We start from the raw sequence: 13,710 nt of genomic DNA on the forward strand, positions 1-13,710 counted from the left end.
TGAAACTCAAATTATGACCAAGCAGCATGGTTAACATCGCCATAATAGAGGTTGGCCGTCTATAAAACCAGCGTGCAGTGATTAATTTATAACAAAATCACTATAGCACCAATTTTGACAGCGTTGTCATTTTTATTTTAACTTTTTTGCAAAAAATTCAAATTAATTTTGTTCATGTTGTATTTGGTGGGGCATGAGTTGCAATCAATTCAATCACCACATGCTGGTTTTGATCATTAATAGATAAAAAGCGGTGAATTGTATGGTATCGGTTTAAAAATACGATGGGAGTCGGAGGCGTGATAGATAGCACGGAGAGCCGAGTTTGGTTAATAACATGATTAATGAAGAGCTAGCCTCTATAGTTACAGAGGCTTTTTGACTAAGAAAGCGATGCGCCGCGCTCATAGGATAACGTATATATTTTTTATATAGACAGCGCTACTTCCGTATGTTTTATCAATAGTGCCATTGCTTTTTGTGCTGGTAAAGGTTTTGAAACGAGATACCCCTGTCCTAATTGACAGCCTTTTCGTTTTAATAACGCCCATTGTTTTGGGTTTTCTATTCCCTCCGCGACAACATTTAACTTAAGCGATTCGGCGAGAGACAAAATTGCATCAACCAGAGGGTTTTCTTTGTTCGTCAGTTTATCTATGAAGCTTTTGTCAATTTTTAACGTATGGATAGGTAATTGGTGTAAGTAACCTAATGCAGAATAACCAGTGCCAAAGTCATCAAGATATAACTTAACGCCTAAAGGCGCTAACCCGTGAATTATTCGTGTCGCAAGTGTCAGGTTTTCGATCAGGCCTGACTCTGTGATCTCAAGACATAGAGTACCGTTAGGTAGTTGATACTTAATGTACAATGAACGCATAAAATCGACAAAATCTAAACTCGCAAAGTGGCGAGATGAGACGTTAACGGTGATTCTAATTGTTGGGTTTCCGGCACGTCGCCATTGTTGTAATTGTGCAGCAGCAACGTGCAGCAAGTGCAAATCTAAGTCGATGATTTGACCTGTATGTTCCGCTATGGGAATAAAATCGTCAGGGGAAACTAATCCGGCTTTTGGGTGGTGCCAACGAACCAGTGCTTCAAAACTAACGATATGAGGCTGATTGAGCGTAAATATAGGCTGAAAATAGAGTTCAAATTCATCATTTTTAATCCCATGCTGCAGGTCATTTTCGATATCAGCTTGACGTTTTAGCTTTTTACGCATTGCATTATTAAAATAACGAACGCGACCTCTACCAGAGGATTTAGCTTCATACATGGCGGCATCAGCTTGTTGCAGTAACCCAATGGCGCTGTCGGTTGCTTCATTGGTAAATGCAACTCCAATACTGCCAGATGCCTGTAAAATGTGACCATCAATGTGCAACGGTTTTGCAATGGCGCTGTTTATTCGCTCTAATGCAGTTTCAACTTGTTGCTTATCTTGTACATTTTCCATAAAGATGGCGAACTCATCCCCCCCTAAACGTGCAAACGTGTCTGTACGCCTAATGCTTGATTGGATAGCGTTAACGATAGCAATTAAAAAATGATCGCCAACGTCGTGACCTAATGCATCATTAATACTTTTAAATCGATCTAGGTCTAAATACAGTAGGCAATGCAAATTTGGCTCAGAAGCTCTTTCATGAGATAAAATGGCATGCTTGATCCTTTCTAGCAGGAGATAGCGGTTTGCTAGCCCTGTGAGTTCATCATGTAGGGCTCTATGCTCTAAAGCTTGTCGAGATAATTGCCTATCAATAGCCATACTAACTTGACGGCTTATATAGGTTAGAATCGATAAGTGGTGACGATTAAAGGCTTTATTGTTTCGGTAGCTTTGTATTACTATGACACCTTGATACTGGGTATTAACCGTAAATGGCACGCCTAACCATGAACGTGGAGAGCGTCCCACCATTTTAAAGTCCCCAGAAGCAATATGCTGCTCAAACTCTTGATGGTTACACAATAATGGGCGGGCGCTATTTATAATGAAATAGGAGGCTGTATCCTTTAATTGAGCTTTTGATACTTTCTGAGATGCATTGCATTTAACTTCACTTTCAATTAAATAGCTAATTTCCAATACATCAATTTGCTTATCGTATAAAGCAATAAAAAAGTTCTCGGCCGGTAACTGGCTATTAATTATTAAATACAAATCATCATAAAATGCATCTAAATCCTCAGATTGATACGCAATATTCGCTATTTTAAGTAGTGATTTTTCTAGTTGCTGTGCCTGATTTAGCTGCTCTACAGTTTGTGTTAAATGATTAAGTGTTCTAACTTGATTTATTTTTGCACTGAGTAAGTGAGCGACAGTAGATAGGATTTGTAAATGTCCGTCAGTGAAATAGTTTTGTTCAGGGTGCTCACAGTCGATCACGCCAAGCAGTTGCTCTTCATAAATCAATGGCACACATAGCTCAGATAAAGCAGGCCTTGAGTCTGCGATATATTTGGGTTCATTAGATACATCAGCAGAAACAAATGCTTTTCTTGTTCTTGCAACGTAACCCGTGATCCCTTGTGCTATTGGAATACGTGTTTGGGTTATTTGATAGTTAGTATTTTGATGCGACAGTCCCATACTGGCGACTTCTTCTAAATATTCACTATGTTCGTCTGATAGATAAATAACGCAGTCGACAAACCCCAGTCGGCTAACTACTTGAGAAGTTACATAATCAAATAGCTCATCTAACTGTGTGATCTGCAGTAATGAAGATGAGAATTGATTTATGATGCTGAGCTGTTCGGTTTTTGATTCTAGTTTTTTGTGTGAAAGCATGCTCATAACTCATATTTGAGAGTGCGCATAATTTATCGTACTTAAGAGTGAAACAACATGTTTTTAAGTGAAAAAGTTATTTAGCCTGTAAAACTATGCAAACAGTCATCCTTCTTTAAATATAAAGCGGATGTGAAATACTTTACTAACGGCCCTTAACTGCCTATGATCGGGCAAATTCAGCAGTGGAAAAGAGCAATGACTAGCACAGTAACTACCCTCACTATTACTCGCCCAGATGATTGGCATGTACATTTACGCGATGGCGTACAGTTAAAAGATACGGTACGAGATATTAGTCGCTATATGGGGCGCGCTATTATAATGCCAAATTTGGTGCCTCCAGCAACATGCACAGAAACCGCACTCTCTTATCGAGATCGTATTTTAGCTGCTGAACCTCAAGGTGATTTTCAGCCTTTAATGGTGCTATACCTTACAGATAAAACAACACCGCAAGAGATAAAAAAAGCAAAAGCAAGTGGCCATATTGTGGCGGCTAAATTATACCCTGCAGGTGCAACGACTAATTCGGATTCAGGTGTTACAGACATTGAGAATATCTATCCAGTGCTGGAAGCAATGGAAGAAGTTGGTATGCTTTTATTAGTACATGGTGAAGTAACAGACTCATCAATTGATATTTTTGACCGTGAAAAGATCTTTATTGAAACTAAATTGTCTAAAATCGTCGATACGTTTCCAAATTTAAAAGTGGTGTTAGAGCATATTACAACTCAAGATGCTGTAGAGTTTGTTAAAGGAGCTTCGGATAATGTCGCAGCCACAATAACGGCGCACCACTTATTATATAATCGCAATCATATGCTTGCTGGTGGGATCAGACCGCATTATTATTGTTTACCAATATTAAAGCGTAACACGCACCAACAAGCGTTAATTGAAGCAGCAACAAGTGGTAGTCAAAAATTCTTTTTAGGTACAGACTCGGCACCGCATGCGAAAGATAAAAAAGAAGCTGCGTGTGGGTGTGCTGGTGCTTATACGGCTCATGCTGCTTTAGAGCTTTATGCTGAAGCGTTTGAAGCTGTTGATGCACTTGATAAATTGGAAGGCTTCGCAAGTCATTTTGGCCCGGACTTTTATGACTTACCGAGAAACACCGACACTATTACTTTAACAAGATCGCCTTGGAAAGTACCAGAAAGTTACCCGTTAGGCGGAGCTGATGTGGTTCCTATCAAAGCTGGTGATATGATTGATTGGTTAATTACTGAATAGTCATTAGTTTTTAATAGCATCGTACCCAAAAAGTGCGCTTTTTTTTATCCTAAGTCGTTTTATTTTAGAATAAATGGGACTTGGTTTGTACAGAAAGCCAGTTTATATGTTAGGCTAGCTATGCTTTGAGTTTTTGCAATTCAATGGATGTAAAAGTTGCGGTAAAGAATAATGTACTTGTAGTTACCGGTTAGGTACTTACACTTGGTAACATTAGTATGATCTGCTGTATTTATTATTCCGATGTGTTGATAAGCAAACTCAGGGAGGAAGCCATATTGGCAAGTGTTAATTTTGATTTGATCTACAGGAATAATAGGTATGTCTACTTCTAAAACAGGTAAAGTAAAGTTTTTCAATGAATCTAAAGGTTTTGGTTTTATTGAACAAGAGAATGGTCCTGACGTGTTTGTACACTTCAGCGCTATTTCTGGTGACGGTTTCCGTACTCTGACTGATGGCCAAGCGGTATCTTTTGATGTTAAGCAAGGTAAAAAAGGTCCAGAAGCTGAAAATGTAGTTGCTGTATAAGCCTGCTTTAAATTGGAGTAACAGCCTTGTTACTCCTTTATCATTTTATTCTTTCCTAACTACTCTTATTATTATATCAAATCACTTATAATTATTTGCTTTATTATTTTTATATGTAAAAATAATAAAGAGATCAGTTAATTTTATTTCTGATTAATATATTACCGTTTGTAGGTAAATTTATATCCTTATCAATACAAGAGAACTGCCAATGCGTGAAATTAAATCTTTTATTAAGTCTGCGAGTTTTAACGAGCTAGAGAAAGCTGCTGAATTAATCAACGAAGCAATAGATAGCCAGCGTGAACAACAGCAAGTAAAAGACGAAGTATTAGCACTTATCAAGGAAAAAGGGTTAACCCTTGAAGATTTAGTCGGTGGCGTTCAATCGGACAAGCGCGCAAAAGTAAAAGCTAAATATCGTATAGAAAAAGATGGTCAAGTTTTTGAATGGACAGGCCGAGGGAAAACACCAAAAGCTTTTGCTGACGTTAACTTAGACGACTATACGATCTAATTTAGCTTAGTTATATTATTTTCTACGCTCGCTTAGCATAAGCGAGCGTTTATTTTTGTGGCATCTAAGCTGCTAGGAGGTACCATTTACACGCTTAGGCCTTACCAACAAGACGCTGTTAATAATACTATATCCCACTTTAAGAAATGTAATGATGCTGCAGTAATTGTTTTGCCTACGGGTGCGGGTAAGAGTTTAGTGATTGCGGAACTTGCACGATTAGCAAAACATAAAATTCTCGTTTTAGCCCATGTTAAAGAGCTGGTACAACAAAATGCTGAGAAATATATGAGCTTAGATCTGCAAGCGAGTATATTCTCTGCTGGACTAAAAAAGAAGTCACTTGAAAAGCAAGTTACATTTGCGAGTATTCAGTCGATTGCAAAAAACTTAGACTTATTACAAGATTTTTATTCATTGATAATTATTGATGAATGTCATCGCGTAAGTGAAAGTGATGACAGCCAATATCAACAGGTGATCCAGCAAATTAAACGCTTTAATACGGATTTAAAAGTGCTGGGGTTAACAGCAACACCATATCGTTTAGGAATGGGTTGGATATATTATCAGCATTATCACGGATTTATTCGCGGTGCAAAAAACTCACCTTTTAAACGATGTATATATGAACTACCGTTACGCTACATGATTCAAAATGGGTATTTAACGCCTCCAAATGAAATTGATCCAGCATCAGCAAACTATGATTTTTCAGCTTTAAATACAAATGCACTTGGTGGTTATGCTGAATCAGATATGAATAAATTACTATCAGCTCAAACGCGTGCCACAAAAAGTATAATTAGCCATATAATTGAAAGTAGTCAAAATCGCCAAGGGGTGATGATATTCGCTGCAACGGTTATGCATGCGAAAGAAATTACAGGTTATTTACCAGAAAATAATACGAAGTTAATTATTGGTGACACAAAGAACACAACCCGTGATGAGATAATAAAAGAATTTAAAAACAAGAAAATTAAATATCTAATCAATGTTTCTGTATTAACTACGGGTTTTGATGCGCCACATGTTGACTTAATTGCTATTTTAAGGCCAACGGAGTCCGTTAGTTTATACCAGCAGATAATAGGACGAGGGCTTAGGCTTGCAGATAATAAGCAAGATTGTATTGTGTTGGATTATGCAGGAAATGATTTTAACCTTTATCACCCAGAAGTCGGCTCAAAGAGACCAAACCCAGACAGTGAGCCTGTCCAAGTTCTGTGCCCTGGTTGTGGCTTTGCGAATGTTTTTTGGGGGAAAGTGGATGACGGTGGCAAGCTGATCGAGCATTATGGACGTCGTTGCCAGGGGCTATTGGATGATGGACAGTCACAGCAACAATGTGATTTCCGCTTTAGGTTTAAGGAGTGTGATAGCTGTGGCGCGGAGAATGATATAGCTGCGCGTCAATGCAACCAGTGTGGTGCTGTAATGGCTGATCCTGATGATAAGTTACGTGCTGCACTCAATTTAAAAAACGCGCTGGTGCTGCGTTGCTCAGGTTTATCTGTTATTCAACTCAAAGAGCAACTAATAAAAGTAAGCTATTATGATGAGGATGGTGCTTGTTGTGATGAAGTTTATGATTTTTCTAATAAAAAAAGTCGCTATGTATTTCATCGACACTATAGTCGACGTGTTAAAGGATGCCATTCTCAAGTTAACTGGAGTTATGCAGAAGAGGTTGTGGCTGCAGGTAATGAGTTATTAGCCCCAGACTTTGTTATTGCAAAACAGCATAAGAAATATGGCTGGCAAGTCAGTGAAAAAATCTTTGATTATGAAGGGGGTTATAGAAAAGCTGATAAATCATAGCGCATCAAATGTTGTGTTGGCTGCATCCTTGCATCCCGCTATGTTTATTCTGGTGCCATAATACCCCAACCGTCACCATAACCTTCGTGGGCATTGGCGATACTTTCGATATATTGCTCTGTTTGACCTAATAATTCATGAACTGGCACCATTTTTACTGATGTCACAACTTCCCAAATACCAGTATCTGGACATTGTTGTAACTGCGTTGTGGGGCTGAGTTCATCATTGGCAATAACTTGAGCAAATTTATCAGCTTGAAGTTTTTGCTCAAATAAGATGAAAAAATCGACGTTATGAAATTGTGTTAAATCTATACCGGCTTCAGCGATTTCACTGAGCAGTTGGCCATTATCATCGTCCGGAAATTGCATGTTTTTATCCACTTTAACTAATTATCTATATTGTCGGTGATCCGTTATAAAATAAAAAGAGGGATCTGTAAATTTTCACAGAGACAATGCGATATTGTTCATAGGGGGTTGATCTATCGTATGATAGTATTACTTTTTGGTCATAACGATGGAACTACATTAAGTGTTAAAGCAGTTACTTGTTTGTTTTTTGGTGATTAATGCTTTGTGGGGGAATGCGACTAATGCGCAAAGTGGCACACAACTGCAGACTCTGAATATTAAAGGGGTTGACCAAGCTGTAGAAGAAAATGTTACGGGTTTTTTACAGCCTTTTCTAGCGCGGCCATTTGGTGTTGCAGATTATACGCTTGCGCGAAAAGAAGTTGAAACAGCGTTACAGGCGTTAGGTTACTACTTTAGTGAAATTAAGTTGCAATTGATTGATGAAAAGCAAACCTTGTTGGTGACAATAAACCTTAAAAAACGGTTGTACTGGCATGATATAGAGATAAGCATAATTGGGGACGATGCTGAGCGAGACCCTGTTATTCAAAAGCTAGTCTCAACGGTTCCTTTGAAAAATGGCGCTGCTGTAAGGCACGATGAATACCAGCAAACCAAAGCGCAGCTAGAAAGCACATTGTTACAACGTGGCTATTTTGACTTTAAATGGGCTCAAAGCCGATTGCAAATAGATAAAGCGCGTAGACAAGCGAATGTGATTTTACATATCAATACAGGGGTTCGATATCGCTTTGGTGATATTAAGGTGAGCGGCGCACCTAAAGCGGAACAATATATTCGTAATTTATCACCTTTTAAGCGCAATTCAGAATATCGTACTCACTTGTTGTCAGATTTCAACTTATCACTGAATGCAACACCGTACTTTTCGTCGGTCAAAGTTTATCCTTTATTAAAAAGTCGTCACAATGGATTAGTACCGATACGTATTGATGTGCACGAAAAACCGGGAAATAGCTTTGAAGTAGGCGGAGGTTATAGCACTGACTTAGGCGCGAGAGCAAGGTTTAAGTGGTCTAAGCCTTGGATCAGTGAAGATGGTCATTTCGTAGAGAGTAACTTATCATTATCGCAGCAATTACAAGATATTACAGCTAGTTATACTATTCCAGTGGGCAACCCAAATGATGACATTTGGCGGGTTTTAGGTGGTTATCAGCGTCAAGATGAAATTAACGATAAAGTAGAAACGATTATTTGGAATATTCAGCTTCAGCGTCAATGGTTAACTGAACATGGGTGGGTGCGCACTGCTTTTATCAAGCGAGAGCATGAAACGACTAAACAACAAAACACCGAGCTGCTCGAAACTGAAATGCTTATTCCAGGGGTGAGTTATGCTAAGAAACAATCTCAGGGTGGAGCGTTACCATACTGGGGTAATGAGCAATTATTTTCTATTGAGGTTGCCAGCGATTCAGTCATTTCATCTACTTCATTACTTAAGTTAAATTGGAACAATGCGTGGCTACGAAATTATGATACAAAGCATCTATTTTATGGTCGCATTGATGTGGGTGGAATTTTGGTTGATGACATCAAAGCAGTTCCGTTTAATATGCGATATTTTGCAGGTGGAGACCAGAGTGTACGTGGCTTTGCATATCAAAGTATCGGCCCAAGAGAAGATGACGGTACCCTGATTGGTGGCAAGTATAGGGTAACCACGACAGCAGAATACAATTATCAGTTTTTGCCTAATTGGCGCACCGCAATATTTGTAGATGCTGGTGCTGTCGCAAATGGCCCTTTAAAAAAATGGTCTGTTGGTGCCGGTTTTGGTCTGCGGTATCTAACACCCGTAGGGCCGATCAGATTAGACCATGCTTGGGGATTGAGTAAAGATAGTAAAAGCACCCGCTTGAGTATAGTAATAGGCCCAGAAATTTAATGTTGAATAAATTTAAAAAATACCGTTTTTCGTATACGTGCGCAGTACTCATCGTAATTGTCGTCAGTATTTTCTTTACTGTACCAGGTAACCACTTGTTATTGGCGAGTGTAAGCAAATTAGTGCCGGGGCTTGAAGTGAGTGTTGTCAATAGACGCATATTCTCTGGTGGTGATATTAATATAGATTATCAAACACAGCAGTTTGATTTTGAAGGCAAGAATGTAAACATAGAATTGTCATGGTTTAGTTGCGCAACGGTCTGTGTGTCTGTTGTAGCACAACAACTGGATATGACGTTACATAACCAGAAACTGAGTGGCACTGAAAATAAATCGACGCGGGAGTCCATAAACGTTGAAGCGAGGGAGCAAATTTCGGCACCTGTTGATATCGTATTAGAATTGCTTTCAATTAAAAAATTATCAGTCACAACGCCAGAAGCAAAGGTGCTGTTAACAGATACCCATCTTGTCGCGGATTGGATTAATAATACCCTGAAAGTACATGTTTTGCATTTGAATAATGTTTCGGCAATATTACCTGAGCAGTCAGCGCCAAGAGATGAGCCGAAAATGACGGCTTTGCCTGTGTTTAAAGTATTTGAACTATTTATACCAATGGCGGTTAAGATCACACAACTTAACATCGATAATGTGGTGATAGAGAAAAGCAGTCAGCAACATGTTCTTTCTGATATTGCGTTATCGGGCAAATTGCACGGCACAGCAGTACTGTTACGTGATATGACCTTGGCTTATCAGCAGTTCGTTTTACGCTCAAATATCAACTTGGATACAGAAGAACAGTGGAACATTAGTAGCTTTACCACGTTAACATCCCCACATGGTTTGTTGTCTCTTCAAACTAACGGGAGTTTGAACGACTTGAATATAGGGGTGACAACTCAAGGAGGAGTCGCCAGTAAAGTAAATAGCCAAGTTGACATGACGACATTAAATTGGCCATTTAAAATTAATGGGGTGATTGAGCAACAAAGCGATTTCATAACACCGTTAGAATTAGTTGGAGATGTGTCTGCTGGCCGTATTTATTTAGCTGGCACTGGGAATGCACAACAATATGTTATCGACTTAAATGGTAAAGCCAGTGCATCTCTACTGGGGAGCATTGAAAGTAAGGTCCAGCTAACAGGGTCTATGGGTCATATCGATATCTCAGAAGCTCAATTGCAGATAGAGCAGGCGCAAGCTAATGTGAGCGCAAAAGTTCAATGGCACAATGAGCTGATGATTGATATCCGGGGGAGCCTTAAGGCGTTGCCGTTAGGGGTGTTTATTGATGATATAAATACACAGTTGAGCGGTGAGTTTAAAACCCAAATTATGCAAAAAAATAACGCTTGGGAGCTGTTTGTACAGCAGCTATCTCTCACAGGTATCGTTCAGGAAAAAGCGCTTAAAGCGGATATTAAGTTAAAAGTTAATGAGCATGGTTATGGTTCTATTGATGAACTTTCTTTACGTTATGGAAAAAGTGTATTCAATTTACAAGGGACATTGGCAGAACAGGTTGAATTAGATGGGCTGTTTAATCTTGACCATACACGCGATAAGCTCTTGCCAGTAGACGCTGTAATGCACGGCACATTACGAGTGCTAGGTACACATAAAAGCCCACATATTTTTTTGAACAGTGATGCTACGCGGATAAGTCATCAGCAATTTGAATTGAATAATGCCAATATATTCGGTGAAATCAACTTAGCTCAACAATGGCAAGGTGCGATAAAGGTGAGTGTGGCAGAGCTTGTTACCGAGGAAGAAAAATTTGATAATATTGCGCTAACTGTTGATGGAAATAGGCAAAAGCATACGCTAACAGTGCACTCTCAAGGGTCTATTCAGACCGATATCGAGCTCAATGGCTCATTGAAAAGTGCGCGTTGGGAAGCTGAACTTGCTACCGCCGAGTTAAACTATCAAGGGCTCCCTATTATGTTGGCGGAGCCGACGGGTATTGTTTTATCGACAGAAGCGAGCTTCGTCATGCCACACTGTTGGGTTATTAAGCAAAGCAAAGTATGCATGCAGGCTAAACAAGAAGGTCATGGTAATAGAAGTGGGCGAGCAGCTTTGTCATTTTCGCAATTTCAATTAGCAGATCTTAATTCACTGGTCGGTGAATGGGCTTTAACTGGACAGGCAAACGGCATGCTTGAGGTGAACTGGCAAGCTGATGAATTACACCGAGCAGATGGCAAGTTAGCAGTTAAAAATATGCAGCTAATAACACCTAGCGGAGAGTATCATACTCAGCTTCCTATTGAATTGCTGCATGCATCTTTGCATAGTGACAAGCACCAGGTCGCGCTAGATTGGCACATTGATTCTTCATTGTTTGGCCAACTACTTGGCGATATTACGATGGCGACGACGGACCGAAGTTCGACTCGTGCAAAATTAAAAATTAAAGAATTACAGCTTACACCATTCACGCCATTACTGAGTCAAATAATGATGCAACCGGTTTCACTCTCAGGGGCTATGACGGGAAATGTCACGTTGTTAGGTAGTTTAGATAACCCAAAAATGGGAGGAGAAATACGGTTATCGGAATTTGAAATGGCCAGTCCAATGAGTCCCGTCGCATTGCATCAATCTAGTTTAGTCATTTCTTTAGCAGAGCATCAAGCTAATTTAGCAGGGCAACTAAATGCAGTGCATGGTGGTCACTTAGATATTTCAGGAAATCTAGAATGGTACGAAGCATTTGCCGCAGATATTAGTGCAACAGGTAAAGAATTTTTAATTTCACCTCAACCGGGTATTGAGGTGAGCTTATCCCCATTGCTGAATGTTAATTTTGCGAATCGCAAAGCACATGTGAAAGGTGAGCTCGTTTTACCTTATGGTCGAGTTGAGGTTGCACAACTACCAAAAGGCGTGATCAAAACATCCGAAGACCAATATATTGTGGGGGATCAACGTGAACAAGAAAATTTGGTTCCATTCGATTACGATTTAGATGTTACAGTGAAAGTACTTGATGATTTTCGAGTTGTCGCACTTGGCCTTGATAGCTATATTTCCGGTGAGATTATGCTGACAAAAGAACCTGCTAGCCCCTTGTTAGCAACTGGGGAAATGGAATTGCAAGAAGGCAAATACCGAGCATTTGGACAGGACCTACTCATTGAAACAGGACAAATCGGATTTAATGGTGCATTGGATAAACCTTATTTAAATATTAGCGCTATTCGTAACCCTGAAGTGACGGCAGATAGGGTAAAAGCGGGTGTAGAGCTCACAGGGAATATTAACAACCCCACATTAACAATTTTTTCTGAGCCATCGATGGATCAAGCAAAAGCGTTAGAGTACTTATTAAATGGAGAGCCGTTAGGGTCTGGCGAGAGCAGTAATAGTGCCATGTTGACGCAGTTTTTATTGTCGAAAAGTATAGATCGAAGTGAAGGTTTTGTGGCAAAAACAGGTAAGAAGCTCGGGTTTGAAGATGTTAGCCTAACAGCAAAAGGCAGTGGGGATGATACTCAGGTTGAAGTTTCTGGGTATATCGCTCCCAATGTGCAAGTGAGTTATCGCGTTGGTGTTTTTGACTCTTTAAGTGAAATAGCGGTGCGTTATCGTGTGTTTTCTAAAATGTATATTGAGGCAACGAGTGGTTTATACGATAGTATAGACTTGCTGTATAAATTTGATAGAGGTGAGTAATGCGGTTTGTATTAGTAGTAATGGCATTATTTTTATCTATTGGCCTTGCGCATGCGAAGACCACAGTGCGAATTACAGTCGGGGCTGATCCATATATCCAAGCATTATTGAAACTGGCCTTATCTTATGATGAGGAGGGTGTGCAATTAGAGTTTGTGAATGATATTCCCACCCAAAAACGGGCAATAAGGTTACTTGGTAAAGACAATGGTATTGATGTATTTTGGTCTGTGACCTCTTCAAAGAGGGAAAAACTCGCTCGAGCGATTCGAATACCCTTAGTGAAAGGGGTGTTGGGTTACCGATTAGGCTTGATCCGAAAGTCAGATGTAGCACGGATGAAAAAACTAAACACCATTGGCGATTTTTATGGACTCCATTTTGGGTTGCGGGATGATTGGCCAGATTTGGATATTTTTAGGAAAAATAATTTAAAAGTAGTCTCATATCCAAGAGAGGGAAATGCGTATGAAATGCTGCGCTCTGGACGATTTGATGTTTTGCCAATGGATGTATTGAACGGTGTGTATTTAGACACAGAATCAGGAATTCAGATTGACCCCTATCATATTTATTATTATCCATCAGCCGTATACTTTTTTGTTGCTAAAACAGACACTGAATTGCATCAAAAACTGAAGATGGGTTTGGAAGCAGCACAAGCTGATGGGCAATTTGATATTTTGTTCAATCGTTATTTTGCCGAGCAGCTTCAAGATGCTAATTTTTCTTCTCGCAAACAGATCGATCTTATTAATCCATTGCTCCCACCAAGTGCGCCTTTAAGTAACCCCATCTATTGGTATAAAAATAATAAAGGAAGTTAA

Annotated in this window: 9 protein-coding genes; 7 read left to right on the top strand and 2 right to left on the bottom strand. The window is 39.5% G+C overall.

The features are described from left to right. Positions 1–427: 427 nt before the first annotated feature. On the bottom strand, positions 428–2,803 hold the full coding sequence (locus J8L98_RS08455) for an EAL domain-containing protein (RefSeq protein WP_210996079.1): 2,376 nt from the start codon (positions 2,801–2,803) through the stop codon (positions 428–430). Positions 2,804–3,001: 198 nt separating this feature from the next. On the opposite strand from J8L98_RS08455, the gene pyrC reads away from it, so the two are divergent. The 4 genes from pyrC to J8L98_RS08475 all read left to right on the top strand — a co-directional run bounded on the left by pyrC (position 3,002) and on the right by J8L98_RS08475 (position 6,917). After that, the gene (gene pyrC / locus J8L98_RS08460) at positions 3,002–4,045 is read left to right on the top strand and encodes a dihydroorotase (protein WP_192506697.1); all 1,044 of its coding nucleotides are present in this window, start codon (positions 3,002–3,004) and stop codon (positions 4,043–4,045) included. A 321-nt stretch (positions 4,046–4,366) separates the two neighbouring features. Further along, positions 4,367–4,576 (top strand): cold-shock protein, encoded by a 210-nt coding sequence (locus tag J8L98_RS08465; protein WP_010362305.1) that lies wholly within the window; start codon positions 4,367–4,369, stop codon positions 4,574–4,576. A gap of 211 nt (positions 4,577–4,787) precedes the next feature. Next, complete coding sequence (locus J8L98_RS08470; RefSeq protein ID WP_192506698.1) at positions 4,788–5,093, top strand: H-NS histone family protein; 306 nt, start codon at positions 4,788–4,790, stop codon at positions 5,091–5,093. A gap of 57 nt (positions 5,094–5,150) precedes the next feature. Then, on the top strand, positions 5,151–6,917 hold the full coding sequence (locus J8L98_RS08475; protein WP_348771898.1) for a DEAD/DEAH box helicase: 1,767 nt from the start codon (positions 5,151–5,153) through the stop codon (positions 6,915–6,917). Between the two features lie 44 nt (positions 6,918–6,961). Here J8L98_RS08475 and J8L98_RS08480 read toward each other — a convergent pair whose 3' ends face one another. Next, a complete protein-coding gene (locus J8L98_RS08480) occupies positions 6,962–7,291 on the bottom strand; it encodes a ribonuclease E inhibitor RraB (protein WP_192506699.1) in 330 nt (109 codons plus the stop codon). A gap of 163 nt (positions 7,292–7,454) precedes the next feature. Between J8L98_RS08480 and J8L98_RS08485 the strand changes: the two genes are divergently transcribed. Genes J8L98_RS08485 through J8L98_RS08495 form a run of 3 tightly spaced genes read left to right on the top strand, consistent with a single transcriptional unit; the run spans position 7,455 to position 13,710 of the window. Continuing rightward, positions 7,455–9,188, top strand: a complete 1,734-nt coding sequence (locus tag J8L98_RS08485) for an autotransporter assembly complex family protein (protein WP_210996080.1) — start codon at positions 7,455–7,457, stop codon at positions 9,186–9,188. Continuing rightward, positions 9,188–12,883, top strand: a complete 3,696-nt coding sequence (locus J8L98_RS08490) for a translocation/assembly module TamB domain-containing protein (protein WP_210996081.1) — start codon at positions 9,188–9,190, stop codon at positions 12,881–12,883. The genes J8L98_RS08485 and J8L98_RS08490 overlap by 1 nt, the downstream gene beginning before the upstream one ends. Then, positions 12,883–13,710 carry a transporter substrate-binding domain-containing protein gene (locus J8L98_RS08495; RefSeq protein ID WP_210996082.1) on the top strand — a complete coding sequence of 276 codons (828 nt, stop codon included), beginning with the start codon at positions 12,883–12,885 and terminating at the stop codon, positions 13,708–13,710. Before J8L98_RS08490 ends, J8L98_RS08495 begins: the two co-directional genes overlap by 1 nt.

Origin of the sequence: Pseudoalteromonas sp. MMG013, assembly GCF_018100885.1 — a bacterium.
GTDB lineage: Bacteria > Pseudomonadota > Gammaproteobacteria > Enterobacterales > Alteromonadaceae > Pseudoalteromonas > Pseudoalteromonas aurantia.

What these genes read in the sequence shown, in the direction of transcription:
- J8L98_RS08455 (WP_210996079.1), bottom strand. Translation starts at nt 2,803, where the DNA reads ATGCTTTCACACAAAAAACTAGAATCAAAAACCGAACAGCTCAGCATC.
- pyrC (WP_192506697.1), top strand. Translation starts at nt 3,002, where the DNA reads ATGACTAGCACAGTAACTACCCTCACTATTACTCGCCCAGATGATTGG.
- J8L98_RS08465 (WP_010362305.1), top strand. Translation starts at nt 4,367, where the DNA reads ATGTCTACTTCTAAAACAGGTAAAGTAAAGTTTTTCAATGAATCTAAA.
- J8L98_RS08470 (WP_192506698.1), top strand. Translation starts at nt 4,788, where the DNA reads ATGCGTGAAATTAAATCTTTTATTAAGTCTGCGAGTTTTAACGAGCTA.
- J8L98_RS08480 (WP_192506699.1), bottom strand. Translation starts at nt 7,291, where the DNA reads ATGCAATTTCCGGACGATGATAATGGCCAACTGCTCAGTGAAATCGCT.
- J8L98_RS08490 (WP_210996081.1), top strand. Translation starts at nt 9,188, where the DNA reads ATGTTGAATAAATTTAAAAAATACCGTTTTTCGTATACGTGCGCAGTA.
- J8L98_RS08495 (WP_210996082.1), top strand. Translation starts at nt 12,883, where the DNA reads ATGCGGTTTGTATTAGTAGTAATGGCATTATTTTTATCTATTGGCCTT.